At 68.5% G+C, this 26,681-nt stretch carries 24 protein-coding genes; 10 read left to right on the top strand and 14 right to left on the bottom strand.

Annotated features, from left to right (window positions below):
• Positions 1–23 precede the first annotated feature (23 nt).
• Positions 24–1,277, bottom strand: coding sequence for a class I SAM-dependent RNA methyltransferase (locus tag ABV606_RS04010; RefSeq protein ID WP_353988450.1), 1,254 nt, complete (start codon positions 1,275–1,277; stop codon positions 24–26).
• A gap of 102 nt (positions 1,278–1,379) precedes the next feature.
• Between ABV606_RS04010 and ABV606_RS04015 the strand changes: the two genes are divergently transcribed.
• Together ABV606_RS04015 and ABV606_RS04020 are read left to right on the top strand one after the other, a co-directional pair.
• On the top strand, positions 1,380–2,078 hold the full coding sequence (locus tag ABV606_RS04015) for a Maf family protein (protein WP_353988451.1): 699 nt from the start codon (positions 1,380–1,382) through the stop codon (positions 2,076–2,078).
• Between the two features lie 151 nt (positions 2,079–2,229).
• A complete protein-coding gene (locus ABV606_RS04020) occupies positions 2,230–3,978 on the top strand; it encodes an acetyl/propionyl/methylcrotonyl-CoA carboxylase subunit alpha (RefSeq protein WP_353988452.1) in 1,749 nt (582 codons plus the stop codon).
• Positions 3,979–4,072: 94 nt separating this feature from the next.
• Here ABV606_RS04020 and ABV606_RS04025 read toward each other — a convergent pair whose 3' ends face one another.
• On the bottom strand, positions 4,073–5,539 hold the full coding sequence (locus ABV606_RS04025; RefSeq protein WP_281489143.1) for an NAD(P)H-quinone dehydrogenase: 1,467 nt from the start codon (positions 5,537–5,539) through the stop codon (positions 4,073–4,075).
• Positions 5,540–5,633: 94 nt separating this feature from the next.
• On the opposite strand from ABV606_RS04025, the gene ABV606_RS04030 reads away from it, so the two are divergent.
• Positions 5,634–6,458 carry a purine-nucleoside phosphorylase gene (locus tag ABV606_RS04030; RefSeq protein ID WP_353988453.1) on the top strand — a complete coding sequence of 275 codons (825 nt, stop codon included), beginning with the start codon at positions 5,634–5,636 and terminating at the stop codon, positions 6,456–6,458.
• Positions 6,455–8,233 (top strand): phospho-sugar mutase, encoded by a 1,779-nt coding sequence (locus ABV606_RS04035; RefSeq protein ID WP_435415390.1) that lies wholly within the window; start codon positions 6,455–6,457, stop codon positions 8,231–8,233. The genes ABV606_RS04030 and ABV606_RS04035 overlap by 4 nt, the downstream gene beginning before the upstream one ends.
• Here the strand turns inward: ABV606_RS04035 and ABV606_RS04040 are convergent.
• From ABV606_RS04040 to ABV606_RS04050, 3 genes are all read right to left on the bottom strand, one after another.
• Positions 8,230–8,547 (bottom strand): antibiotic biosynthesis monooxygenase family protein, encoded by a 318-nt coding sequence (locus tag ABV606_RS04040; protein ID WP_353988454.1) that lies wholly within the window; start codon positions 8,545–8,547, stop codon positions 8,230–8,232. The two genes, ABV606_RS04035 and ABV606_RS04040, sit on opposite strands and share 4 nt — an antisense overlap.
• A 93-nt stretch (positions 8,548–8,640) precedes the next feature.
• Entirely contained in the window at positions 8,641–9,081 is a 441-nt protein-coding gene (locus ABV606_RS04045) for a PTS sugar transporter subunit IIA (protein ID WP_353988455.1), read from the bottom strand.
• Positions 9,082–9,084: 3 nt separating this feature from the next.
• Positions 9,085–10,344 carry an adenosine deaminase gene (locus ABV606_RS04050; protein ID WP_353988456.1) on the bottom strand — a complete coding sequence of 420 codons (1,260 nt, stop codon included), beginning with the start codon at positions 10,342–10,344 and terminating at the stop codon, positions 9,085–9,087.
• A 42-nt stretch (positions 10,345–10,386) separates the two neighbouring features.
• Between ABV606_RS04050 and ABV606_RS04055 the strand changes: the two genes are divergently transcribed.
• Positions 10,387–11,334, top strand: coding sequence for a nucleoside hydrolase (locus tag ABV606_RS04055; RefSeq protein WP_353988457.1), 948 nt, complete (start codon positions 10,387–10,389; stop codon positions 11,332–11,334).
• Between the two features lie 7 nt (positions 11,335–11,341).
• Here ABV606_RS04055 and ABV606_RS04060 read toward each other — a convergent pair whose 3' ends face one another.
• From ABV606_RS04060 to ABV606_RS04100, 9 genes are all read right to left on the bottom strand, one after another.
• Positions 11,342–12,289 carry a carbohydrate kinase family protein gene (locus ABV606_RS04060; RefSeq protein WP_353988458.1) on the bottom strand — a complete coding sequence of 316 codons (948 nt, stop codon included), beginning with the start codon at positions 12,287–12,289 and terminating at the stop codon, positions 11,342–11,344.
• Positions 12,286–13,209, bottom strand: coding sequence for a pseudouridine-5'-phosphate glycosidase (locus ABV606_RS04065; RefSeq protein WP_353988459.1), 924 nt, complete (start codon positions 13,207–13,209; stop codon positions 12,286–12,288). Before ABV606_RS04065 ends, ABV606_RS04060 begins: the two co-directional genes overlap by 4 nt.
• Positions 13,210–13,265: 56 nt before the next feature.
• A complete protein-coding gene (locus ABV606_RS04070; protein WP_353988460.1) occupies positions 13,266–14,567 on the bottom strand; it encodes a thymidine phosphorylase in 1,302 nt (433 codons plus the stop codon).
• The gene (locus ABV606_RS04075; RefSeq protein WP_353988461.1) at positions 14,564–15,010 is read right to left on the bottom strand and encodes a cytidine deaminase; all 447 of its coding nucleotides are present in this window, start codon (positions 15,008–15,010) and stop codon (positions 14,564–14,566) included. Before ABV606_RS04075 ends, ABV606_RS04070 begins: the two co-directional genes overlap by 4 nt.
• A gap of 51 nt (positions 15,011–15,061) precedes the next feature.
• A complete protein-coding gene (locus tag ABV606_RS04080) occupies positions 15,062–16,360 on the bottom strand; it encodes an ABC transporter permease (protein WP_353988462.1) in 1,299 nt (432 codons plus the stop codon).
• Positions 16,357–17,643: an ABC transporter permease gene (locus tag ABV606_RS04085; protein WP_353988463.1), complete on the bottom strand. Its 1,287-nt coding sequence runs from the start codon at positions 17,641–17,643 to the stop codon at positions 16,357–16,359. The genes ABV606_RS04080 and ABV606_RS04085 overlap by 4 nt, the downstream gene beginning before the upstream one ends.
• Positions 17,640–19,160, bottom strand: a complete 1,521-nt coding sequence (locus ABV606_RS04090) for an ABC transporter ATP-binding protein (RefSeq protein ID WP_353988464.1) — start codon at positions 19,158–19,160, stop codon at positions 17,640–17,642. The genes ABV606_RS04085 and ABV606_RS04090 overlap by 4 nt, the downstream gene beginning before the upstream one ends.
• A 159-nt stretch (positions 19,161–19,319) precedes the next feature.
• Entirely contained in the window at positions 19,320–20,426 is a 1,107-nt protein-coding gene (locus ABV606_RS04095; protein ID WP_435415394.1) for a BMP family lipoprotein, read from the bottom strand.
• 252 nt (positions 20,427–20,678) lie between these two features.
• A complete protein-coding gene (locus ABV606_RS04100; RefSeq protein WP_353988466.1) occupies positions 20,679–21,800 on the bottom strand; it encodes a mannose-1-phosphate guanylyltransferase in 1,122 nt (373 codons plus the stop codon).
• Positions 21,801–21,909: 109 nt separating this feature from the next.
• Here ABV606_RS04100 and ABV606_RS04105 point away from each other — a divergent pair, with 109 nt between their 5' ends.
• From ABV606_RS04105 to ABV606_RS04125, 5 genes are all read left to right on the top strand, one after another.
• Positions 21,910–23,049 carry a glycosyltransferase family 4 protein gene (locus tag ABV606_RS04105; protein WP_353988467.1) on the top strand — a complete coding sequence of 380 codons (1,140 nt, stop codon included), beginning with the start codon at positions 21,910–21,912 and terminating at the stop codon, positions 23,047–23,049.
• Between the two features lie 194 nt (positions 23,050–23,243).
• Positions 23,244–23,663 carry a succinate dehydrogenase, cytochrome b556 subunit gene (gene sdhC, locus ABV606_RS04110; protein ID WP_422785389.1) on the top strand — a complete coding sequence of 140 codons (420 nt, stop codon included), beginning with the start codon at positions 23,244–23,246 and terminating at the stop codon, positions 23,661–23,663.
• Positions 23,664–23,678: 15 nt separating this feature from the next.
• Positions 23,679–24,122: a succinate dehydrogenase hydrophobic membrane anchor subunit gene (locus ABV606_RS04115; protein WP_281489127.1), complete on the top strand. Its 444-nt coding sequence runs from the start codon at positions 23,679–23,681 to the stop codon at positions 24,120–24,122.
• Positions 24,122–25,921, top strand: a complete 1,800-nt coding sequence (sdhA, locus tag ABV606_RS04120; protein ID WP_353988468.1) for a succinate dehydrogenase flavoprotein subunit — start codon at positions 24,122–24,124, stop codon at positions 25,919–25,921. The genes ABV606_RS04115 and sdhA overlap by 1 nt, the downstream gene beginning before the upstream one ends.
• On the top strand, positions 25,921–26,667 hold the full coding sequence (locus ABV606_RS04125) for a succinate dehydrogenase iron-sulfur subunit (RefSeq protein WP_281489125.1): 747 nt from the start codon (positions 25,921–25,923) through the stop codon (positions 26,665–26,667). Before sdhA ends, ABV606_RS04125 begins: the two co-directional genes overlap by 1 nt.
• Positions 26,668–26,681: the final 14 nt, after the last annotated feature.

The raw sequence follows: 26,681 nt of genomic DNA on the forward strand, positions 1-26,681 counted from the left end.
CCGCGGAACAGTCTATTCCGCAGTCACTCGCGAACCAGCGAGGCGACGGCCTCGACGTGGTGCGTGTTGGGGAAGAGATCGAAGCTCCGAAGCGAGGCCAACCGGTACCCCCGCTCTCGAAGCGCACCCGCATCGCGCGCGAACGCCACGGGGTCGCAGGCCACGTAGACCAGCTGTGCGGGGCGCAGTGAGGCGAGCGCGTCCACGACATCGAGCCCCGCTCCAGCACGCGGAGGGTCGAGCACCACCGTCGCCGATTCGAGACGTGCGCGCTCGGGGGCCGAGCCCGCGGCCAATTGCCTCAGGAACGCCTCCACTCGCGAGGTGACTGCCCGGGCACCCACCCATTCGGCAAGGTTCTCTGCCGCGTAGTCGGTGGCGATGGCGTCGGACTCGACGCTGGTGATGCGCAGCCCCGAGCCGAACCTGTCGCCGAGCGCTGCGGCGAGCAGGCCGACACCGCCGTAGAGATCGAGATTCGCGGATGCCGGGTCGAACTGTGCTGGGTCGACCGCCTGCTGCACCGCGGCGGTCAGCGTGGATGCGGCGTGGCGGTGCACCTGCCAGAATCCGGAGTCAGCCAGGGCGAACTCACGCTCCCCCACGCGCTCGGTGATGGTCGAGCGGGCCTGCTTGCCGATGATCAACCGCGCCGAGCCGACGCTGGGCGCAAGCACATCGACGTGAGGCTCGCCGGCGAAGCGCTCGCCGAGCGGCGCGGCAGCCTGCACCTCGGGGGTCGCGAGCGGCAGGTCGTTCACTGGGATCACCCGATGCGAACGCGCTGCGTACGGCCCCAGGCGCCCCTGCTCGTCGACATTGAGCCGCACCCGGGTGCGCCACCCCGTGCCGTCCGGCTCGCCGGGCAGGCCCTCGATCGTGAGCCGATCTGCACCGAGCGCGTCAGCGAGCGTGTCGGCGTCGATTCCGCCCGTGCGGTCGAGCGCTTCCATGAGCACTTGCGCCTTGAGCTCCCGCTGGTGAGCGAGCTCAATATGGCCGAACTCCGCGCCGCCCGCTCGCTCTGCCGGGTCGCGATCGACGGATGCCGCACCCCACACGTGCTCGCGCCGATGCTCACTCGCCTCGATCACCCGGACGGTGTCGGCGCGCCAGAAGCGCTTCTTGCGGTCATCGCTCACCCGCGCCACGACGCGTTCCCCGGGGATCGCGTCGTTCACGAAGATCACGCGTCCTTCGTGCCTCGCGACCGAGATGCCGCCGTGCGCGATCTTGCCGACCTCGACTTCGAGTTCACGACCGATATCGTCGCCCATGCCTGCTCCTCGCCCGCTCGATGCCCGCCAGCACTACGCTGGCACGGCGCCCTCGAGTTTAGGTGGGCGGCTTGGGCAGACAGAGTGAGTGCAGGAGTCGTCGTGGGAGCACCGGTTCGTCTCTATCTCGCCTCGACTTCACCCGCTCGGCTCGCGACGCTCCGCGCTGCGGGCATCGAGCCGGCCGGATTGATCAGTCCCGGGGTCGATGAAGACGCTGTGGTCGATCGGCTCCGAGTCGAGCGGGCAGCCTCTGGCGGTTCGCTCACGCCCCACGACATGGTGCTCGAGCTCGCCAGGGCGAAGGCCGAAGCGGTGCAGGGACAACTCGTCGAAGGCGAGCCGATCGACGGCTTCGTGCTCGGCGGCGACAGCGCGTTCGAGTTCGACGGCGAGGTCTACGGCAAGCCGCATGAACCGGCCGTTGCCCGCGAACGCTGGCTCGCGATGCGCGGGCGAAGCGGCGTCCTGCACTCCGGGCACTGGATCCTCGACCACAGAAGCGCCAGCCTTGGCCCGGATGCGGGTGGCTCAGCCGTCGAGTGCGCGGGCGCCGGTGTGGTCGACTCCGCCGAGGTGCACTTCTCGGCATCCGTCGGCGATCACGAGATCGACGCATACATCGCGACCGGTGAGCCGCTCGAGGTGGCCGGCGCGTTCACGATCGACAGTCGAGGCGCCGCGTTCATCGACCGGGTGTCGGGATCGCCGAGCGCCGTGGTGGGCCTGTCGGTGCCGGCAGTGCGCTCGTTGTTGCGGGATGCGTTCGGCGTCTCGTGGCATGAGCTCTGGAACCGCTGAGCGTCGATCGCCGTGGTCGCTGGCATCGCTTCGACTCGCCGCGTCCGACCGCCGCAGGGCCGCGGCTTGTAGGGCTCGACCAAACAAGGCTGCTGGTTCTTGGTGCTGTCAGCCAAAAACACCCTGCCGATCGGCTTTAGGCTTGGACACCGTGGCACGCATCAGCAAGGTACTCATCGCCAACCGAGGCGAAATCGCCGTCCGTGTCATCCGCGCAGCGCGGGACGCGGGAATCGCGTCGGTCGCGGTCTACGCAGACCAGGACCGTGACGCGGTGCACGCGAAGCTCGCGGATGAGGCGTACGCGCTCGACGGCACGACCAGCGCCGAGACATACCTCGTCATCGAGAAGCTGCTGTCGGTCGCGCGACGCTCCGGCGCCGACGCCGTGCACCCGGGATACGGCTTCCTGGCCGAGAACTCCGACTTCGCTCGCGCGGTGATCGGCGCAGGGCTCATCTGGATCGGGCCCTCCCCCGAGGCGATCGAGCGTCTGGGCGACAAGGTCTCGGCGCGCCACGTGGCGGAGAAAGTCGGGGCTCCGCTCGCACCGGGGACCCTCAACCCGGTGAAGGATGCCGGCGAAGTGCTCGACTTCGTCGACGAATACGGCCTTCCGGTCGCGATCAAGGCGGCGTTCGGTGGTGGCGGTCGCGGGCTGAAGGTGGCCCGTGAGCGCGAAGAGGTGGCAGAGCTCTTCGAGTCGGCGACGCGCGAGGCCGTCGCCGCGTTCGGCCGAGGCGAATGCTTCGTGGAGAAGTACCTCGACAAGCCGCGTCACGTCGAGACTCAGTGCCTCGCCGACGCGCACGGCAATGTGGTCGTCGTGTCGACGCGTGATTGCTCGCTGCAGCGTCGTCACCAGAAGCTCGTCGAAGAGGCGCCCGCGCCATTCCTGACCGACGAGCAGGTCGCCGCGATGTACGACGCCTCGAAGGCGATCATGCGCGAGGTCGGCTACGTGGGCGCCGGCACCTGCGAGTTCCTCGTCGGCCAGGACGGGACCGTCTCGTTCCTCGAAGTCAACACTCGCCTGCAGGTCGAGCACCCGGTCTCGGAGGAGATCACGGGCATCGACCTCGTACGCGAGCAGTTCCGAATCGCCGAGGGCGGCGTGCTCGACTACGGCGACCCGATCGCGCGCGGCCACTCGTTCGAGTTCCGCATCAACGGTGAGGACCCGGGCATGAACTTCATGCCCGCCCCGGGCCCGGTGCACGTGTTCAAGGCACCTGGCGGCCCCGGGGTGCGGGTCGACTCCGGTGTAGTCGCCGGCGACGTCATCAGCGGCGCGTTCGACTCGCTGCTGGCGAAGCTCATCGTCACGGGCGCGACGCGCGAAGAGGCGCTCGAACGCTCCCGTCGCGCTCTCGACGAGTTCGAGGTGGCCGGCCTTCCCACAGTGCTTCCGTTCCACCGCGCGATCGTGCGCGACCCCGCGTTCGTCGATGCCCCCTTCTCGGTGTACACCCGATGGATCGAGTCGGAGTGGCAGAACGACCTCGAGCCATGGAGCGGCCAGGACGAGGAGACCGCCACGGTGACGCGACGTCACGCGGTTGTGGTCGAGGTCGGCGGCAAGCGCGTCGAGGTCACCATGCCGGCGCGGCTGCTTCCGCAACACGGGATGCCCGTGCAGCAGGCGCCCAAGCGCAAGACCTCCGCTTCGGTCGACACCGCGACCGGCGACTCCGTAAAGGCGCCGATGCAGGCCACCGTCGTCAAGCTCGCCGTGAGCGAGGGCGACCGCGTGGTGAAGGGCGATCTCGTGCTCGTGCTCGAAGCGATGAAGATGGAGCAGCCGATCACGGCGCACAAGGACGGCGTGATCAGCGGCGTCAACGCGCTGGTCGGCGCGACCGTCTCATCGGGTCACCAGTTGCTGAAGATCGTCGACTGACCGGGTCGCCTTCGCTGCGATCACCCCGCGGGTTGCTGCGGGTCACTGGGCAGCGACAGCGACACCTGTCAGTGCGCACTCAGTCGCCGCGCGCTCAGTCGCCTGGGTCGAGCTCCGGCGCTGTCGACTGCACGACGACGTGCATCGCGCGCGCGGCATCCGTGATGCTGCCGGAGATGGACGGGTACACGGCGAATGCGCGGGCGATCTGATCGACCGTGAGCCCGTGCTCCACCGCCATCGCGATCGGCAGGATGAGCTCTGAAGCGCGGGGCGCGACCACGACACCGCCGATGACGGTGCCCGATCCGGTGCGTGCGAACAGCTTCACGAAGCCGTCCTTGACGCTCTGCATCTTCGCTCGCGCGTTCGACTTCAACGGCAGCTTGTAGACCACGCCCTGCACGAGGCCGTCGTTGATCTGCTGCTCGGCCCAGCCGACCGTGGCGATCTCGGGCTGGGTGAAGATGTTCGAGGCGACATTGCGCAGCTCGATCGGGTTCACCGCTTCGCCCATCGCGTGGAAGATCGCGGTGCGACCCTGCATCGAAGCCACCGACGCGAGCGGCAGGAAGTTGCTGCAGTCGCCGGCCGCGTACACGGAGGGAAGCGAGGTGCGGGCGACCCGGTTCACGAAGATGTGCCCCGACTTGGTCAGCTGCACGCCGGCCTCTTCCAAGCCGATGCCCGAGGTGTTCGGAACAGAGCCCACCGCCATCAAGCAGTGGCTGCCCTCGACCTTGCGCCCATCGCTCAGCGTCGCGACGACGCCATCGGCGGTGGCCTCGACGGATGCCGCGCGGCTCTTCGACAGCACCTGCATGCCGTTGCGCTTGAACACCTGCTCGATCACGTGCGCAGCGTCGGCGTCCTCCCCCGGAAGCACCTGGTCACGGCTCGAGATCAGCGTCACCTGGGCGCCCAGTGCCCGGTAGGCCGAGGCGAACTCCGCACCGGTGACGCCCGACCCGACGACGATCAGGTGCTCGGGCACCGCCTTCAGGTTGTACAGCTGCGTCCAGGTGAGGATGCGCTCGCCATCCGGCCTCGCGGTGTCGAGCACGCGAGGGCTCGCTCCGACGCTGATCACGACCGTGTCGGCCTCGACCGAGTCGAAGTCGGTGCCGTTGCTGCTGTCGGTGGAGACCACGAGGCGGTTCGGCCCGTCGAGGCGCCCATCGCCCTGCACGAGGTGCACACCCGCGCGCTCGAGCGAGGAGCGCATGTCTTCCGACTGCTGACGCGCCAGGCGCAACAGGCGCTGGTTGACGGCGCGCAGGTTCACAGCGACCTCGGCGCGAGTCGGGGTGCCGGCATCCGTGCGTGCGAAGAATTGCACGCCCACATCGCCTGACGACGCGATCGACGTCGCGGCTTCCGCGGTGGCGATGAGGCTCTTCGACGGCACCACGTCGGTCAGCACCGCAGAGCCGCCGATGCCCACGCGCTCGACCAGCGTGACCTCGGCTCCGAGTTGGGCGGCGGTCAGTGCCGCCTCGTACCCGCCGGGACCGCCGCCGAGCACGGCGACGCGCTGCTTGCGCTCGAAGAGGTTGGCCATGAGTCCAAGTCTGGCAGGTCGCGCGCAGCGGTGCTGCGTGCCCGGGCAGCACTTGCCTCGCGACGGCGCGTGCGGCCCCGACTAGTGTGTCTTCATGGCACAGCACCCCCTCGATGACCCGGCCGTCAACCCGTTCGAGATCGCTACCAAGGCAGCCGAGCAGCTCGCCGAACGCACCGGCGTCGACCAGCACGACGTCGCGCTGACGCTCGGCAGCGGGTGGGCGAAGGCCGCCGAGCTGATCGGCGAGACGGTCGCGGAGTTCCCGGCCAGTGAGATCGTCGGATTCGGCGAGCCGGCGGTGGAAGGCCACATCGGCAGCATCCGCTCGATCCGCGCCGAGAACGGCACCCGCGCGCTCGTGCTGGGAGCCCGCACCCACTACTACGAGGGGCACGGGGTGCGCCGAGTCGTGCATGGAGTGCGCACCGCCGCCGCCGCTGGTGCGAGCACCATGATCCTCACCAACGGTGCCGGCGGCATCAAGTCGACATGGCGGCCCGGGCAGCCGGTGCTCATCAGCGATCACCTCAACCTCACCGCCGACTCGCCGATCGAGGGCGCCACCTTCGTCGATCTCACCGATCTCTACTCGAAGCGCCTCCGCGACGTCGCGCGTTCGATCGACCCTGAACTCGATGAGGGCGTGTACGTGCAGTTCCGCGGCCCGCACTACGAGACCCCCGCCGAAGTGCAGATGGCGAAGACCCTCGGCGGTCACATCGTCGGCATGTCGACCGCCCTGGAGGCGATCGCGGCTCGTCAGTCGGGCATGGAAGTGCTGGGCATGTCGCTCATCACGAACCTGGCCGCGGGTATTCAGACGACGCCGCTCAGCCACGCCGAGGTCATCCAGGCGGGGCGCGAGGCCGAGCCGGTGATCAGCGGGCTGCTCGCGAAGATCGTGGGTGCGCTGTGACGCCCGACGATCGCGCACGACACGAGAACGGAGACGCCGGGCCGGCGCCGTTCGATGCCGACGCACTGCTCACCGCCGCTCGCACCTGGCTCGCGCAGGACCCCGACCCGGCTACGCGCGCCGAACTCGAACAGCTGATCACCGACACGGATGCCGGCGATGCCGCCGCCCGGGCCGAGCTCGCCGACCGCTTCGCCTCGCGCCTCGCCTTCGGCACCGCGGGCCTGCGGGGCGAGCTCGGCGCCGGCCCGAACCGCATGAACCGGGTGCTCGTCGCCCAAGCCGCTGCGGGACTCGCGGCGTATCTCACCTCGCGGGAGCCCGCGCCCACCGTGGTGATCGGCTATGACGGCCGGATGAACTCGGATGTCTTCGCGCGCGACACCGCCGAGATCATGGCCGGGGCGGGCGTGCGAACGCTGCTCATGCCGCGCTTGCTCCCGACCCCGGTGCTGGCCTTCGCCGTGCGCCACCTGGGCACGAGCGCCGGCGTCATGGTGACGGCCAGCCACAACCCGCCTCGCGACAACGGGTACAAGGTGTACCTGGGCGGCGCGGACGGCGGCTCGCAGATCAACACCCCCGCCGACTCGGACATCGCCGCGCAGATCGAGCGCGTCGCCGAGCATCCGATCGCCGACCTGCCTCGCTCTGAGCGGTACGACCTCGTCGACGACACCGTGATCGACGCATACGTCGAACAGACGGCCGCGCTCGCCGGTACGCCGCCGCACGGCCTCCGCTTCGTCTACACCGCGATGCACGGCGTCGGATGGGAGACCTCTCAGCGCGTCTTCGAGCGCGCGGGCTTCGACGCCCCCGTGGTCGTGCGCGAGCAACTGCTGCCAGACCCGGCCTTCCCCACCGTCGCGTTCCCGAACCCTGAAGAGCCCGGTGCGCTCGACCTCGCGTACGAAGCGGCGCGCGATTCGGGGGCGGATCTCATCGTCGCCCACGATCCGGATGCCGACCGGCTCGCGATCGCGATTCCCCTGATGCCGGGCACTGCGCCGGAGGGCTCGACGGATGTCGCTGACGCTGCAGACCCGGCCCGAGGCTGGCGACGGCTGACTGGGAACGAGGTCGGTGCGTTGCTCGGCTGGCGCGCGGCAGAGCGGCTGCAGCATCTCGACCGTCCCGGCACGCTCGCGGCATCACTGGTGTCATCGCCGGCACTCGCCGCGGTCGCGCGGAAGTACCGCCTCGACTACGCCGACACTCTCACCGGCTTCAAGTGGGTCTCTCGAGTCGGCGGGCTGGCGTTCGGCTACGAGGAGGCGTTGGGCTACCTCGTCGATCCGAAGAAGGTGCGCGACAAAGACGGCATCTCAGCAGCGGTCGATTTTCTGGCGATGGCGAGCGAACTGAAGGCGGCGGGATCGAGCGTGGCCGAACGGCTGCGCGAGTTCGATGCTCGTATCGGCGCGTTCGCCTCCACCCAGGTCTCGCTGCGATTCGAGAAGCGCAGCGAACTGCCCGCCATCATGCGCTCCCTGCGGGAACGGCCGCCCGCACACGTCGGCGAGCTGCGCGTCGAGCGCATCGATGACTTCAGCGGCGGATTCGGCCCGTTCCCGCCGAGCGACATCCTCCGGGTGTGGATCGAAGGCGGCTCGCGCGTCATCGTGCGTCCGAGCGGAACCGAACCGAAGATCAAGGTGTACATCGACGCCGCGGGCTCAGACGGCACCGCCGAGGAGCGTCGGGCCACCGCGGATGGCATCGTCGCGCGACTCGAGGCAGGCGTGCGGCAACTGTTGCAGGGCGAACGCTAGCCGCGCTGCTCGTAGTGCCGCACGTGCAGGTCGCGTTCGATGAGATATCGATCGTCTTCGGGGTAGAAGACGGCCAGCGTCGGCTCTGAACCCGCGAATCGCTTCACCGCTTCCATCGATTCCCATCGGGAGACGGTTGTGACCTCCGTGCGACCGTCGCCGAGATCCCGAGTGAGCAACCAGGCGTCGAGATTGCCGGGAGTGGTGCGGTAGGCGTCGATGCCCGTCCCGGTGATGTACTGCACGTAGTCGTCACGGTCCTCGGTCCGCACTGCACCGGTCCAGATCCGCACGATCGAGGTGATGGCCGCCATGGGTCAAGCATGCTCCGCCATGATTCGGGCGCACACCAGGGCCGGGTCATGCTGCAACGAGCCGCCCGACCAGCTTGGAAGCCCCGGATCGGATCAGCTGCGGAGCAAGGCCCGCACGTCGGCCGGGCGCTCCGCGGCAGCGATGCTCGCGATCACCGATTCGTCGTTGAACACATTCGCGAGTTCGGCGACGGCGCTGATGTGCCGCTCGGGGCTCCGCACCGCCAGGCCGAGCACGACGCGCACCGGATCGTTGTACGGGTGCCCGAACGAGACCGGCTCCTCGAGCGTCACCACGCTGAGTCCCTCGGTGAGCACGTCCCGGCCTGGCCGGGCGTGCGCGAGCGCGAGACCTGGAGCGATCACGATGTACGCGCCGTGGTCCTCGACGGTTCGCACCATGCGCTGCGTATAGGTCGCTCGGGTCACCCCTGCGCGCTGGAGAGCGTCGCCGGCGCGGGTCACCGCGGCCCGCCAATCGCGCACGCGTGCCCCGATGACGATCGCGCGTTCGGGGAGTGCTGGTAGCGGCATCCGTCAGCTGTCCTGCACCGACGTACCGCCGAACAGTTCTTCGCCCAGCACGCTGTCGTAGGCCTCGATGATGCGGCCGGCGAGCGCGACTCGGTCTTCGATCGGCAAGAACGCCGCGGCGACGGCGTTCAGCTGGAACTGCTCGAGGTCTTCGAGGCCGTACCCGAACGTCTCGGCGAGAAGGCCCAGTTCGCGCGTCAGCGTGGTGGCGCTCATGAGGCGGTTGTCGACGTTCACGGTCACCCGGAATCCGAGCTGGTACAGCAGGTCGAAGGGGTGCTCGGCGAGCGATTCGCCCCACGCCTGGATGGCGCCGGTCTGCAGGTTGGACGATGGGCTCAGCTCGAGCGCGATCTCGCGGTCCTTGACCCACCGCGCAACCGGTCCCAGCGAGACGTAGGTGGCTTCGTCGTCCTGGCCCTCGAAGTCGATGTCCTCCGCGAGGCGCACGCCATGGCCGAGCCGCAGTGCACGGCCGTCGAACAGCGCGCCCTCGATGCTCGCGAGACCGTCGGCCTCTCCCGCATGCACGGTGACCGGGAAGTGGTTGGCCGCGAGCAGGTCGAAGGCGTCGCGCGCCTTGCTCGGCGGAAAGCCCGCTTCGGCGCCGGCGAAGTCGAAGCCGACCGCGCCAGTGTGGCGGTGACGCAGCGCGAGCTCCGCGATCTCGAGCCCCCGGTCAGCGTGCCGCATCGCGGTCACCAGCTGGCCAATACGGATCTCGTGACCGGATGCCGCGGCATCCGCCATGCCGAGCTCCAGGCCCGACTGCACCGCCTCGACCGCCTCGTCGAGGGTGAGCCCACCGGCGAGGTGCTGCTCCGGCGCCCAGCGCACCTCGGCGTAGATGACGCCGTCGGCGACCAGGTCTTCGACGAACTCGCGGGCGATGCGCTCGAGCGCAGGAGCCGTCTGCATCACGGCGACGGTGAGATCGAACGTCTTCAGGTACTCGACGAGCGACCCCGAGTCGGCGCGCTCGGCGAACCAGCGCCGAAGCGACTCAGCGTCGTCGGCGGGCAGGGCAACGCCCGCTTCGCCGGCCAGTTCGATGATGGTCTGGGGCCGCAGGCCACCGTCGAGGTGATCGTGCAGCGACACCTTGGGCAGCAGTGCGATGTCGATGCCGTCGACCAGGAAGACCGCTGCCGCCGACTCGCCACTCTCTGCAGCGCCTGATCGGTGCAGCGCATCGGCCTCGGCGTGAGTGCCGCCGTCTGGTTCGGCGGACATGTGCGTCTGGTCGTCGGCGCGGGCGATCATGTCTCAAATCTAGCCGGGGCCCCTGGCCGCTAGTCTCGGAATGTGCCCAAGAAGATCATTCTCGACTGCGACCCCGGCCACGACGATGCGATCGCCATGCTCTTGGCCCATGGCAGTCCAGAGATCGAGCTCCTCGCCGTCACCACAGTGATGGGCAACCAGACCCTCGAGAAGGTGACGCGCAACGCGCTCTCGGTCGCACGCGTCGCAGGGATCACCGGTGTTCCCTTCGCTGCGGGGGCACAGCGCCCGCTGGTGCGCGAGGTCGAGACAGCGCCTTCGATCCACGGCGAGTCAGGGCTTGACGGCCCGGTGCTGCCCGATCCGGTGCTCGAGCTCGATTCGCGGCACGCCGTCGACCTCATCATCGACACGATCATGTCGCACGAGCCCGGCACGGTGACGCTAGTGCCGACCGGGGCGCTCACGAACATCGCGATGGCGGCGCGCAAGGAGCCGCGCATCGTCCCGCGAGTGCGCGAGGTGGTGCTCATGGGCGGCGGCGTGCACGTCGGCAACTGGAGCGCGGTCGCCGAGTTCAATATCGTCATCGACCCCGAGGCCGCCCACATCGTGTTCAACGAGGAATGGCCGCTCGTGATGGTCGGACTCGACCTCACGCACGAAGCCCTCGCCACCACCGAGGTGGCCGAGCGCATCGCGGCCGTGAACACGGCCCCGGCGCGCTTCGTCGGCGAGCTGCTCGAGTTCTTCGGCGAAACCTACAAGCGCGAGCAGGGCTTCGAGTACCCGCCCGTGCACGACCCGTGCGCAGTGGCGTATGTGATCGACCCGACGGTGATGAAGGTGACCAAGGTACCGCTCGACGTCGAGCTCACGGGCGCACTCACGCTCGGCATGACGGTCGCCGACTTCCGGGCGCCCGCCCCGGCGGAATGCACGACGCATGTCGCGACCGATCTCGACCACGGCAAGTTCTGGGGTCTCGTCGTCGACGCGCTCAAGCGGATCGGCGACCCCGAGCAGTAGACCGGGCTCAGGGTCGCGCGCCGGTGCGCGCGAGAGCCCGCGCGGCGAGCCGCCCGCCGGCGAGGGCTGCCGAGACGGCATCCGCTGTCCGCAGCCAGTCATCGAGGAATGCTGCCGTGAACGCGTCTCCCGCACCGATCGGGTCGCCGTCGTCGACAGGCCGCACCGGCACGTGTGTGGCGTCGAGGCCAGGAGCGCACACCACGACGCCCTCTCGGCCCATGGTCATGGCGACGACGTCGAATCGAGGTCCGAGCGCGCGCACGACCTCCAGCGGGTCGTCGAGTCCGGTGAGCACCCGGCCCTCATCGAGGTTCGGCAGCAGCACGGACGCCCCGGCGACCGCGTCGAGAAAGCGCTCCACGCCGAAGTCGGTCAGCGAACCGGCTGAACTCGCGTCGACCGATACCGTGATCCCGGCGTCGCGGCAGCGGGCGATGAACGCCTGGTAATCGACGACCGCGTCGGCATCGTTGAAGACGCTGTAGGCAGTGAAGTGCACCAACGCGGGAAGCGGCCGATCTCCCGTCGGGTCTTCGCCCCACAGCCATTCGCCGACCTCAGCCGTGGTGAGCACGGCGTTCGCGCCGCGCTCGGTGAGCATGGTTCGCCGACCCTCCCCCTCGAGCAGCACGACGATGGTGCCGGTGGGCAGTCTTGGGTCTTCGACCAGTTCGGCCTCCACGCCGATCTCGCCCAGGAGCGCGGCATGATGCGCGCTGTCGCCGCGCCCGACGCGGCCGTAGAACCGCACAGGAGCACCGATGCTGCCCAGCCACGCGGCGACATTCGCCGCTGACCCGCCGGCTCGCCGTTCGATGCTCGCCGGGGTGTCGGTGTCAGGCCGGATGGCCGCGAGGGGCCGCACGACGATGTCATCGATCACATCGCCGAAGACCGCGATCGAGGCGCGTCGCGAGTCGGCGACAGCAGCGCCGGAGCCGGCGTCGGTCACGCCCCCGACCCAGCCGCCCAGGCGGTCGCGATCTCGCCGGCCAGCGCCACATTGTTCCGCGCGATGTCCAGGTTGACCTCCAGGCTCACACCACCGGAGGCCTCCACGATCGTGTTGAGCAGGAACGGCGTCACGGCCTTCCCGTGCACCCCCTGGTCGTCCGCAGCGGCCAGGGCTTCGGCAAGCACCCGGTCATGCGTGGCCGGGTCCCACTGCTGGCCCTCGGGAAGCGGGTTGGCGACCAGGATGCCGGCACGCTCTCCCAATGCATCCTGCTGCCGCATCACTGCCGCGATCTCGTCGGCCGACTCGACCCGCCAATCGAGTGCGTGCCCTGAAGTGCGCAGCCAGAAGCTCGGGAACTCATCGGTGCGGTAGCCGAGCACGGGCACGCTGAACGTCTCGAGACGTTCGAGCGTCGCGGCGATGTCGAGCACCGACTTGACCCCGGCGGAGACGATCGTGACCGGGGTACGGGCCATCACCGAGAGGTCGGCTGATTCGTCGAAGGTGCTGGACGCTCCGCGGTGCACTCCGCCGAGACCACCGGTGGCGAACACTCTCACGCCGGCCTTGTCAGCCAGGAAGGCGGTGGCGGCCACCGTGGTGGCGCCGCTCGCGCCCTTGGCCGCGAGCACGGCCAGGTCGCGCACCGACGCCTTGAACATGGCCTCGTCTTCGGCGATGCGACGCACCCCCTGGTCGTCGAGCCCGACGTTCGGCACACCGTCGATGACGGCGATCGTCGCGGGCGTCACACCGGCATCGCGGAGGATCGCCTCGAACTCCTGAGCCGCTTCGAAGTTGCGAGGGCGCGGGAGGCCATGGCTGATGATGGTGGACTCGAGAGCGACAACCGGCTTGCCTGCGGCGAGCGCAGAGCTCACCTCGTCGGAGATGCGAATGGATAGCGAGGACATGACCCCAGCTTGCCGCACTCTGCGGGTCCGACGCACCCATGTGCGTCGTCCGAGATTCAGCCGATGCGGTCGGCGATGAGCGGCCCGCCGTCTTCGACGGCATCGCCCTCGTCGCCGATGGCCCAGGCACTGTCGAGCACCTCGAGCGCGCGCGCGAACCGGGCCGGCTCGTCGGCGCTCAGGGTGAACAGCGGGTCGCCCTCGCGCACCCGGTCGCCTGGTTTGGCGTGCAGGTCGATACCCGCCGCGTGCTGCACGGGGTCGTCCTTGCGCGCTCGTCCGGCACCCAGACGCCAGGCCGCGACGCCGAATGCGAGAGCCTCCTGCTTGGTGAGCACCCCGGAACGCGGTGCCGTGACCACGTATGTCTCGCGCGGGGCGGGCAGCGCGGCATCCGGGTCACCGCCCTGCGCCGTGATCATGGCCCGCCAGGTGTCCATGGCCCGGCCGTCGCGCAGCGCCTCTTCGACATCGGCCTCCGGCTGCCCGGCGAGCGAGAGCATCTCACGGGCAAGCGCGACGGTGAGCTCGACTACATCGGCGGGTCCGCCGCCGGCCAGCACCTCGACCGACTCGCGCACCTCGTTCGCGTTGCCGATGGCGAGGCCGAGCGGCACGTTCATATTCGTCAGGAGCGCCGCAGTGGCCACGCCCGCGTCCTGCCCGAGCTGCACCATCGTCTCGGCGAGCTCGCGGCTGCGCGCCTGATCCTTCAGGAACGCGCCTGACCCGAACTTCACATCGAGCACGAGCGCTCCGGTCCCCTCGGCGATCTTCTTCGACATGATCGACGACGCGATCAGCGGAATGGACTCCACAGTGCCGGTGATGTCGCGTAGGGCGTAGAGCTTCTTGTCGGCCGGCGCCAGGCCGGACCCCGCGGCGCAGATGACGGAGCCGACCGACTCCAATTGCGCGAAGAACTCGTCATTGCTGAGGTCGGCGCGCCACCCGGGGATGCTCTCGAGCTTGTCGAGGGTGCCGCCGGTGTGGCCCAGCCCGCGGCCGGAGAGTTGCGGCACAGCGACGCCGAACGAGGCGACGAGCGGCGCCAGCGGAAGGGTGATCTTGTCGCCGACGCCGCCGGTGGAGTGCTTGTCGGCGGTGGGCTTCTCGAGCGAGTCGAATCGCATGCGCTCACCGCTTGCGATCATCGCGAGGGTGAGGTCGCGGATCTCGCGTCGCGACATGCCGTTGAGGAAGATCGCCATCGCCAGCGCGCTCATCTGCTCGTCGGCCACGAAGCCTCGCGTGAAGGCGTCGATCAGCCAGTCGACCTGGGCGGTGGTGAGCTCGCCGCCGTCGCGCTTGGCGCGGATGAGGTCGACCGTGTCGAATGCCTCGAGCGCCCCGCTCATGCCCGGTACTCCTCGAGGGTGCGGGGCCCGAACGCATCCGGCAGGACCTCGTCGATGGTCTTGATGCCCGACACCGTCTCGAGGAGCATTCCCTCAGCCGAGTGCTCGTACAGCAGCTGGCGGCAGCGACCGCACGGCATGAGTGTGTTGCCGTGACCGTCGACGCAGGTGAATGCGACGAGCTTGCCGCCACCGGTCATGTGCAGCGCGCTGACCAGCGAGCACTCCGCGCAGAGCCCGACACCGTACGACGCGTTCTCGACGTTGCACCCCGCGATGATGCGGCCGTCGTCGACGAGCGCGGCGACCCCGACCGGGAATTGCGAGTACGGCGCGTAGGCCTTGGACATGGCGTCGTTCGCCGCGTCACGGAGAGCGGTCCAGTCGATCGCGCGCGCGGCCGACTTGGTCTCCGCGCTATCGGAGTCGCGTTCTGCAGTCATGGCCGATCCTCTCGTTCTCGGCGGGCTCCGCTGCGGTCTGCGGATGCCGCGCTACGACTTGATGTACGGTTTGCCGTCTGCGGCGGGGGCTCTTGAGACACCGACGAGCCCGGCGACCGCGAACACCGTGACGACGTACGGCAGCATGAGCATGAACTCGCTCGGCACGGGCGAGCCGATCACGCCGAGCACGTTCTTCAGGTTCGTCGCGAATCCGAAGAGCAGCGCCGCGAAGGTGGCCTTCACCGGGTGCCACTTGCCGAAGATGACGGCGGCGAGGGCGATGAAGCCCATGCCGGCGGTCATCTCCTTCTGGAACGCGCCGACCGAGCCGAGCGTGAAGTACGCGCCGCCGAAGCCTGCGATCGCGCCGCCGAGCGAGACGTTCCAGAAGCGGGTCGCGGCCACGTTGATGCCCACCGTGTCGGCTGCCGTCGGGTGCTCGCCGACCGAGCGGAGGCGGAGGCCCCAGCGTGTCTTGAAGAGGGCGAACGCGATCACCGCGACGGCCACGTACATGACGTAGACGATGATCGTCTGGCTGAACAGCACGGGCCCGATGATCGGGATGCCGCTGAGCACCGGGATGTCGATGCGGGCGAAGCGCTCCGGCGAGTTCAGCGTGGCCGCATCCGCCTGGAGCACCTTCGAGTACAGGAAGCTCGTGAGCCCGATGACGAGCACGTTGAGCACCACGCCGACGATGATCTGGTCGACGAAGTACTTGACCGCGAAGGCTCCCAGCACGAACGAGACGAGGAGCCCGGCGACCGCCGCCCCGAGCAGGCCCAGGTAGGGATTGTTCGTGACACTGGCGATCAGCGCCGAGGTGAAGGCGCCGGAGAGCAATTGCCCTTCGATGGCGATGTTGACCACGCCTCCGCGCTCTGAGATGACACCCGCCATCGCCCCGAAGATGAGCGGCACGCTCAGCGACACCGTGCCGATCAGGAGTCCGGGCACCGGAACCGTCTCGCCGGCAGCCGCCCACGCCAGGAATCCCACCATGAACAGCACCGCGAACACGATGACCGCCCAGAGCGGCGTCTTGCGGCGCTGGCGCACCAGGATCGCGCTCCACAGGGCGATCGCGAAGAGCGCGACGGTGATGACCACGCCCGTGAGGAACGACGGAACGACGACGTCGGGGATCTGGATGAAGTCGCGGCCGGTGGAGAGCCGGAAGCCGGTCTCCGCTTCGGCGCGCGGGTTCAGCACGAAGAGCACCAGGGCGAGGAGCGCGAACACGCCGAAGGCGATCGGCGCCTTCCAACTCACGACCGCGGCACGGGCGACGGCGACCGCTCCGTTCGAGGTCTCGGCTGCTGGAGCCTGCGTCGCGGCGCTCATGCGGCCGCTCCCTTCTCAGCGCGACGATCGGAAGCGCGCACTCGGCGGCGAGGCGCGGTACCCGGCGTCGGCAGCCTGAAGATCGCGCGCACCAGGGGCGGCGCCGCGATGAAGAGCACGATCAGCGATTGCACGACGAGCACGATGTCGACGGGAACCTGGGCCGCGGCCTGCATGGTGAAGCCGCCCGCCTTGAAGGCTCCGAAGAGCAGCCCCGCGGCGAAGATGCCCCACGGACGGGAGCGGCCCAGCAGCGCGACGGTGATCGCGTCGAACCCGATGCCGGCGTCGATGCCCGAGCTGAAGCCGCTCGTCACCGTGCCGAGCACCTGGTTCACCCCAGCGAGCCCGCACAGGGCGCCCGAGATGGTCATCGTCCAGATGTAGACCGATGACACGCTCATACCGGCGGTGCGTGCAGCGTTCGGGTTGATGCCCACCGCGCGGAACTGGAACCCCATGCTGGAGCGATTGAGCAGCCACCACACGTACACGGTCGCCGCGATGGCGGTGAGGAAGCCCCAGTGCACGTTGTGCCCGGGGAACAGCGGGGGGAAGATCGCCGTCGGCTCCATCGGGGGCGTCTTCGGCGTGTTGCCGCCGGGCGCCTGCAGCAGCCCGGGCGTGCGCAGCATGTACATGAGGAAGTACAGCGCGACGAAGTTCAGCATGATCGTCACGATCACCTCGTGCGCGCCGGTCTTCGCCTTGAGCAGCCCGACGATGCCTCCCCAGATGCCACCGGCGATGAGGCCGGCCGCGACGGCGACGATCACGTGGATCACCGGCGGCAGGTTGAACGAGAATCCAACCCAGCCTGCGGCCGCGGCCGCCATAATCATCTGCCCGCGCCCGCCGATGTTGAACAGGCCCGCCCGGAACCCGAGTCCGACCCCGAGGCCGGCTGCGATCAGCGGGGTGGCGAACACGAGCGTGTCGGTGAGCGAGGTGAGCGCCGAGCCGACATCGTCGCGTGCGAAGTTGTAGATCGAACCGCGGAACAGGGCGAGGTAGGCCTTGGACACCGCGTTCCAGATGGCGCCGAGCATGTCGCCGGGACGGGCGAAGAAGTACCCGGCCGCCTGCTGCACGCGAGCATCGGTGACGGCGATCAGGATGCCGCCAGCGATCAACGCGAGCAGCACAGCCAGCACCGAGATCATCGCGCTGCCACCGACGATGTCGCGCATCGCCTGCTGCCAGCGCGACGACTGCTCGACCGTGCGGTCGCGCTGCTCCGGCGCGGGCTCGGGCTGGGTCACGACTTCGGTCTGCTCGCTCATGCGGCCTCCCCCGCTCCCGCGGGCGTCTCGCCCGCCATCATGAGACCGAGCACCTCTCGGGGCGTGTCGCCCGGCACGATGCCCACGATCTTGCCGCGGTACATCACCGCGATACGGTCGGCCAGCGCCGACACCTCGTCGAGCTCAGTGGAGACGACGATCACGGGGATGCCGGCATCCCGCGTCTGAATGATGCGCGAGTGCACGAACTCGATCGAGCCGACATCGAGACCGCGGGTCGGCTGCGCCGCGACCAGCAGACGGAGGTCGCGGCTCAATTCGCGCGCGAGCACGACCTTCTGCTGGTTGCCGCCCGAGAGCCGCCCGGCGAGCGAGTCGATGCCCTGAGCTCGGATGTCGAATTCCTTCGTCTTCTCGCGCGCGAAATCGTCACGGAAGCCGAGTTGAAGGTTGCCGAACCGCACGAACGGTTCCCCGGTGGAGCGGTTGAGCATCAGGTTCTCGGCGATCGTGAACTCCGCCACGAGGCCGTCTTCAGTGCGGTCCTCCGGAACGAAGCCGACACCGGCGTCGAGGATCTTGCGCACGCCGCGCTTGACGATCTCGCGCCCGTTGAGCGTGATCGATCCCTTGACGTGCGGCTGGAGGCCCAGCAGCGCCTCTGTGAGTTCGGTCTGCCCGTTGCCCTGCACTCCCGCGATGGCGAGCACCTCGCCGGCCCGTACTTCGAATGAGACGTCATCGACGTGCACCTGGCCGGTGGCGTCGGCGACGCTCAGGCCGTCGACGACGAGCACCGGTTCACCGAGGCGCGGTGGCTCCTTGTCGACCGAGAGATCGACCGCGCGCCCGACCATCATCGACGCGAGCTCGGTAGTGCTGGCTTCGGGCGATGCCTCGCCGACGACTTTGCCCAGCCGGATGACGGTGATGCGATCGGCGACCTCGCGGACCTCACGCAGCTTGTGGGTGATGAAGACGATGGAGGTGCCGGAATCCCGGAGTTGGCGCATGATCGCCATCAGCTCGTCGGTCTCCTGCGGCGTGAGCACCGCGGTGGGCTCGTCGAACACGAGCACCTTCGCGTCGCGCGACAGTGCTTTGATGATCTCGACGCGCTGCTGCACGCCGACGGGCAGCGTCTCGACGAGCGCATCGGGATCGACGTGGAACCCGAAGCGGGCGGAGATCTCGCGCACCTGCTTACGCGCGGCATCGAGGTCGAGCACACCGCCGGTCTTCGTCGCCTCGTGCCCGAGCATGACGTTCTCGGCCACGGTGAAGACGGGGATGAGCATGAAGTGCTGGTGCACCATTCCGATGCCCGCCGCCATGGCGTCGCCCGGACCGCTGAAGTGCTGCACCTCACCGTCGAGGAGCACCTCGCCCTCGTCCGCCTGGTACAGGCCATAGAGCACGTTCATCAACGTCGACTTGCCCGCGCCGTTCTCACCGAGCAGGCAGTGGATCTCACCTGGCTCGACTGTGAGCGAGATGTGGTCGTTGGCGACCAAGGCACCGAATCGCTTCGTGATGCCGCGAAGTTCGAGCTTCATGGTTCCCGATTCTAGGAGGGAGCAGAAGCGCGGTGCGGGTGTTCACGAGGAGTCGTGGCGCCGCGTCGCGCCGGCCGGAACGCGTGCACGCGCACCGAGAATGAGGGAAGGGGGAGGCCATGCGGATGCCGGCCTCCCCCTCCCGCCCGAGGGCGAGTGTTACTGCTTCGGCGACGAGGGCGAGGTGACCTCGACCGAGCCGTCGATGATGCCCTTGCGCACCTGGTCGAGCTCGTCCGCGAGCGCCGAGTCGACCTTGGACTCGAAGTCGTGGAACGGCGCGATGCCGACACCGTCGTTGTCGAGCGTGCCGACGAACGGCGTGCTGTCGAACTCGCCCTTCGAGGCCTGGATCACGACGTCGTGCACACCGACCTTCATGCCCTTGAGGATCGAGGTGAGGAACAGGTCCTTGCCCTCGGGGTAGGTCTCGTACAGGTCGGCGTCGACGCCGATCATCACGATGTCCTTGCCCGAGTCGCGGATCGCCTCGACCGCGGAGGTGAAGATCGGCCCGCCGACCGGGAGGATCACGTCGGCGTTCTGGTCGATGAGGCTCTGTGCGAGCGACTTCGACTCGATGCCGGCTTCGAAGCCACCGGTGAACGAGCCGTTCTGTGCTGCGACGTCCCAGCCGAGCGCGCGGACCGAGGTGCCCTTCTGGGCGTTGTAGTACTCGACGCCCTGCACGAAGCCGTCCATGAAGATGGTCACGGGCGGGATCGCGATGCCGCCGTAGGTGCCGACGACACCCGTCTTCGAGTAGCTCGCGGCAGCGTAGCCGGCGAGGAAGGCCGCCTGGGCGGTGTCGAAGACGATGGGCTTGATGTTGTCGGAGTCGGGCTTGCCGTCGCCGTTCAGGTCAGCGAAGTCGTCGATGATGGTGAAGTCCACGTCGGGGTTCGCCTCTGCGCCGGCCACCGTGGCCTCGGCGAGCAGGAAGCCGACCGTGACGATCAGGTTGCAGCCCTGGTCGACGAGGTTGCTGATGTTGGAGGCGTAGTCGGTCTCTGCGTTCGACTGCACGGTGTTCGGGGTCGAGCCGATCTCCTGCGCCGCCTCGGTCAGGCCCTCGTAGCCGAGCTGGTTGAACGACTTGTCATCGAACCCACCGGTGTCGGAGACCATGCAGGGGATGAAGTCGGGGTTCGAGGTCTCGCCGTTGCCGTTGCCGTTGCCGTCCGTCTCGGGGGGAGCGGCACAGCCGGTGAGCACGAGCACGCTCGTGCCGATGGCGGCCGCGCCTCCGATTGCGAAACGCCGCATTGAGTTTCTCAAGGTGTCCTCCTGGAAGGGATGCCCGGAACGGTCCGGAGCAGAATTAGGCCTACGTTACCGAATCCCCGGCAGACACTGAAGGAAATTCGCGGTCGTAGCCTAAGCGTTACTCGAGCGCGTTCGCGCGCAAGGAAACAGCGTCGAGCCGGGAATGAGGGCGAGTCGGTTGCGCGGCGCACCTCACGCGGCCCGACGAACGCGACTCGGCGGCCGACGACGCCTCTCCCGCGGAGCCCGATCTCAAAGCACGTCGTTGCGACCCGAGAGCTTGAGCGCGTCGACGACCGCCTTCACGCGCTGGGCGTTCTCGCTCGTGGTGACGAGGAGCGCATCCGGGGTATCGACGACGACGATGTCGCTGACACCGATCAGCGAGATGAGACGACCCGTCTGACTCACGACGACCCCGCTCGAGGCGTCTGAGAGCACTCGCGCGTTCTCTCCGAGGATCGCCAGGTCGGAGGAGCGGCCACCGGAGTGCAGCTTCGCGAGGGAGGCGAAATCGCCGACGTCATCCCAGCCGAAGTGCGCGGGGATCACCGCGAGCTTGCCCTCAGCAGCGCTCGGCTCGGCGACGCTGTAGTCGATCGCGATCTTCTTGAGCCGCGGCCACACACGGTCGACGGTCGCTCCGCGCCGAGAGGTGTCCCACGCCGCCGCGAGCTCGAGCAGGTTGTCGAGCAACTCCGGCTCGGTCGCGCCGAGCCGTTCGAGCAGCAGGCTCGCGCGCGAGATGAACATGCCGGCGTTCCAGAAGTACCCGCCGTCGGCGAGGTAACCGCGAGCCGTCGCGATGTCGGGCTTCTCGACGAAGTGCTCCACCAGGCGCGCACTGGGCGCGCCGGGAAGGTCGAGCGGCGCGCCGCACCGGATGTATCCGAAGCCCACGGCCGGCTCGGTCGGCGCGATGCCGATCGTGGCGATGTACCCGGCATCCGCCGCAGCGACCGCTTCCACGACCGCCCGCTCGAACGCTCGGGTGTCGCGGATGACGTGGTCCGCCGCGAAGGAGCCGATGATGACGCCCGGTTCGCGTCGTTCGAGAATCGCGGCGGCGAGACCGATCGCCACGCTCGAGTCGCGCGGGTCGGCCTCGAGCACGACATTGTGATCGGCGAGCTCGGGGATGCGCTCCTCCACCGCCGCGCGGTGGGCCCGGCCGGTGACCACCATGATCCGCTGCTCGCCCGATATAGGAGCCAACCGATCCCAGGTGTCGCGCAGCAGGCTCTGTCCGGAGCCGGTGAGGTCGTGGAGGAACTTCGGTGCATCGGCACGGGAGAGCGGCCAGAGCCTCGAGCCGATCCCTCCGGCGGGGATGACGCTGTAGAAGCGGTCGATACCGGGCGCGCTCGATTGCATGGCCTCCACCCTATTCGCGTGCTTCTGACACCTCCCGTCTACCACGGCAGCCAACAACGGACGTCCGCCGGCCACGGCGGCGCAACCTCGCGCCCGTACCGTCGCGGTTGTGCGCGTAGCGGTGATCACCGAGAGCTTCCTCCCGAGCCTGAACGGCGTCACGACGAGCGTGCGCCACGTGCTCGAGCAACTCGCCGCGCGAGGCCACGAAGCCATCGTCATCACACCGTCGGCCGAGAGCCCGCGCAGGTACGCCGGGTTCGCTGTGCATGAAGTACCGGCGATCGGCTATCGGAGCTTTCAGGTCGGGATGCCGGTTCCGCAGGTTCAGCAACTGCTCGCCCGCTTCGCGCCCGACGTCATCCACGCCGCCTCACCGTTCCTGCTCGGCACAGCGGCGCTGGCAGCGGGACGACGGCTCGGAATCGCGACGGTTGCGATCTACCAGACGGACGTGGCCCGCTATGCCCGCCGCAATCGACTGCGAGCCCTGGAGACGGCCGCGTGGAACGTCGTTCGCCGGGTGCACGAGGGGGCTGACCTCACCCTCGCTCCCTCGACGGCGGCGCTCGCCGACCTGCGGCGGCTCGGACTCACACGGTTGGCGCTCTGGGGAAGGGGCGTGGACGTGCAAGGCTTTCACCCCAACCTCAGGAGCACGCCGGCGACGCAGAGGCTTCGAGCCGACATCGCACCCACCGGGCAGGTCGTGGTGGGCTACGTCGGACGAATCGCTCCGGAGAAGCAGGTCGAGCGGCTCGCAGCGTTGCGGGGGCTCCCCGGCATCAGCATCGCGATCGCGGGTGACGGGCCGGCGCGCCAGACCGCGCAGAACTCGCTTCGCCGCATGCCGGTCAGCTGGCTCGGGTCGCTCAGCGGCCCAGCGCTCTCAACCGCGTACGCGGCACTCGATGTGTTCGTGCATACCGGAGCCGAGGAAACGTTCGGCCAGACATTGCAGGAGGCGCAAGCCTCGGGATTGCCGGTGGTCGCCCCGAGAGCCGGTGGCCCTATCGACCTGGTCGACCACGGCGTCGACGGCTTTCTCTACGATCCTGAGAACGATGGCCAGATGCGCGAATACGTCCGCGCACTCGCAGCAGACCCTGCGTTGCGGGCGCGGATGGGCGAGGCGGGCCGACGGCGGGTGCTGTCGCGCACCTGGGAGTCGGTCTGCGTCGACCTGTTCGCGCGCTACGAGGAGGTCATTGCGGCACGGCGCCAGGCAACCCCGACCATGTCTGCATGAGACCGCATATCGTGCGGGACGACCTCGGCGGGGTTGCCGCCCAGCGGGTCACTTAGGCTGCCCTAACCAGCGCTGCTCCCATAGCGGAATAGACTGGAAATCGTTCGTGAATCGAACGGTCGCGGTCCCTTCGTGCGCGCGGCCAGCAGCTTCCTCAAGGAGGGTCCCTCGTGCCAGAGAAATCGGCCGAAGCCCTGGCAGACGAGTTCGCCAGGCGACGCACGCCCGACATCGACCCGCCTGGCAGGCCCGCCGGCACGCTGTACCGCGGCCATGAGGGCATGTGGTCGTGGGTGCTGCACCGGGTCACCGGCGTGGCCATCTTCTTCTTCCTGCTCGTGCACGTGCTCGACACCGCACTCGTGCGCGTGAGCCCCGAGGCGTACAACGCCGTCATCGGCACGTACCAGACGCCGATCATGGGCCTCGGCGAGGTCGCACTCGTCGCAGCGATCGTGTTCCACGCCCTGAACGGTCTGCGCATCATCCTCGTCGACTTCTGGGCCGGCGGCACGCGCCACCACAAGCTCATGTTCTGGACCGTCATCGTGCTCTGGGCGCTACTCATGCTGGGCTTCACCCCGCGCCACCTGATGAACGTCTTCAGCCACTAAGCGAGGGATTTGGGAATGTCTTCAACCATCGAATCGCCCCGCGCCGCTGCTCCGCGCCGGAAAGGCGCCAATTGGGAGAAGTGGGGCTGGATCTACATGCGCGTCAGCGGCGTGCTGCTGGTCGTGCTCATCTTCGGCCACCTGTTCACGAACCTGATGGTCGGCGATGGCATCAGCGCGATCGACTTCGGCTTCGTCGGCGGCAAGCTCTCGCAACCGTTCTGGCAGTGGTGGGACGTCGCGATGCTGTGGCTCGCGCTCATCCACGGCGCGAACGGCATGCGCACCCTCGTCAACGACTACGTGCGCAGCGAGACCGCGCGCAAGGTGCTCAACGGTGCACTGTTCGCCGTCGCCGCGGTGCTGATCATCCTCGGCACCCTCGTGGTCTTCACCTTCGACCCCTGCCCTGCCGGCGCGAGCGCCGACCTCTTGCCTAGCTTCTGTGGAGCCGCGTAATGCCTGAGTACCAAGACGGATCGATCGTCGACGGAGTGCACTACCACCAATTCGATGTCGTGATCGTGGGCGCGGGTGGCGCCGGGATGCGGGCGGCCATCGAGGCCGGGCCGAAGGCCAAGACCGCGGTCATCTCGAAGCTCTACCCGACTCGCTCGCACACGGGTGCAGCGCAGGGCGGCATGGCCGCGGCGCTCGCGAACGTCGAGGAGGACAGCTGGGAGTGGCACACCTTCGACACCGTCAAGGGCGGCGACTACCTCGTCGACCAGGATGCCGCTGAGATCCTGGCGAAAGAGGCCATCGACGCGGTGCTCGACCTCGAGAACATGGGCCTGCCGTTCAACCGCACGCCCGATGGCAAGATCGACCAGCGCCGGTTCGGCGGTCACACCGCGGAGCACGGCAAGAACCCAGTGCGTCGCGCGTGCTACGCGGCCGACCGCACCGGGCACATGATCCTCCAGACGCTCTACCAGAACTGCGTCAAGCACGGAATCAACTTCTTCAACGAGTTCTACGTGCTCGACCTCGTGATGAGCGAGATCGACGGCGCGAAGCGCGTCGCCGGCGTCGTGGCCTACGACCTCGCCACCGGCGAACTGCACGTGTTCCAGGCGAAGTCGGTCGTGTTCGCCACCGGCGGCTTCGGCAAGATCTTCAAGACCACGTCCAACGCGCACACCCTCACCGGTGACGGCGTCGGCATCGTGTGGCGCAAGGGCCTGCCGCTGGAAGACATGGAGTTCTTCCAGTTCCACCCGACCGGCCTCGCCGGCCTCGGCATCCTGCTCACCGAGGGTGCTCGCGGTGAGGGAGCGATCCTGCGCAATGCGAGCGGTGAGCGCTTCATGGAGCGCTACGCACCGACCATCAAGGACCTCGCACCGCGCGACATCGTCGCCCGCTGCATGGTGCAGGAAGTGGCCGAAGGCCGAGGCGCCGGCCCGAACAAGGACTACGTGTACCTCGACTGCACCCACCTGGGCGCAGAGGTGCTCGAGACGAAGCTCCCTGACATCACCGAGTTCGCGCGCACCTACCTGGGCGTCGACCCCGTGCACGAGCCAGTGCCGGTGATGCCCACGGCGCACTACGCCATGGGAGGCATCCCGACCAACGTCGACGCCGAAGTGCTCGCCGACAACGAGACCGTCGTACCGGGCCTCTACGCGGCCGGCGAGTGCGCCTGCGTGTCGGTCCACGGCTCCAACCGCCTCGGCACCAACTCGCTGCTCGACATCAACGTGTTCGGCAAGCGCGCCGGCAACAACGCGGTGGAGTACGCGAAGAACGCCGACTGGGTGCCCCTTCCCGAGGACCCGGCGGCCGAGGTGCGCGACACGCTCGAGTTCATGCGCAACTCCAACGGCACCGAGCGGGTGGCGACGATCCGCCGCGAGCTGCAGGAGACGATGGACCGGAACGCCCAGGTGTTCCGCACCGACGAGACGCTCGCCGAGGCGACCGAGGTCATTCACAACCTGCGCGAGCGCTACCGCAACGTGTCGGTGCAGGACAAGGGCAAGCGGTTCAACACCGACCTGCTCGAGGCCATCGAGCTCGGCTTCCTGCTCGACCTCGCCGAGGTCGTCGTGTACTCGGCGCGGAACCGCAAGGAGAGCCGCGGCGGACACATGCGCGACGACTACCCCGATCGCGACGACGAGAACTACATGAAGCACACCATGGCGTACCTCACGGGTGACCGGCACTCGTCCGACGCCAGCGATCACATTCGACTGGACTGGAAGCCCGTGGTGATCACGCGGTACCAGCCCATGGAGAGGAAGTACTAATGGCCGACCACGTGGCCGAGGCACCCGTGCCCACCATCGAGTCGTTCACCGTGACGCTGATCATCCGCCGCTTCGACCCCGAGGTCGACGAGGAACCGCGCTGGGTGGACTACGACGTCGAGATGTACGCGACCGATCGCATTCTGGACGCGCTGCACAAGATCAAGTGGGAGGTCGACGGATCGCTCACGTTCCGCCGCAGCTGCGCGCACGGCATCTGCGGTTCGGACGCCATGCGCATCAACGGCCGCAACCGTCTGGCGTGCAAGACGCTGATCAAGGACCTCGACATCTCGCAGCCCATCTACGTCGAGGCGATCAAGGGCCTTCCGCTCGAGAAGGACCTCGTCGTCGACATGGAGCCCTTCTTCGAGTCGTACCGGCAGATCCAGCCCTTCCTGCAGGCGTCGTCGAAGCCCGAGAAGGAGCGCATCCAGTCGGTCGCCGAGCGTGAGCGTTTCGACGACACCACGAAGTGCATCCTGTGCGCGGCGTGCACCTCGAGCTGCCCCGTGTTCTGGACCGACGGCCAGTACTTCGGCCCGGCGGCCATCGTGAACGCGCACCGCTTCATCTTCGACTCGCGCGACGAAGCGGCCAATGTGCGCCTCGACATCCTGAACGACAAGGAGGGCGTCTGGCGCTGCCGCACGACCTTCAACTGCACCGAGGCCTGCCCCCGCGGCATCCAGGTGACCCAGGCGATCGCCGAGGTCAAGCAGGCGATGATCCGCGGCAAGGTCTAGCTCGCGACTCTGGC

Source organism: Ruicaihuangia caeni, assembly GCF_040536845.1.
Lineage (GTDB): Bacteria > Actinomycetota > Actinomycetes > Actinomycetales > Microbacteriaceae > Ruicaihuangia > Ruicaihuangia caeni.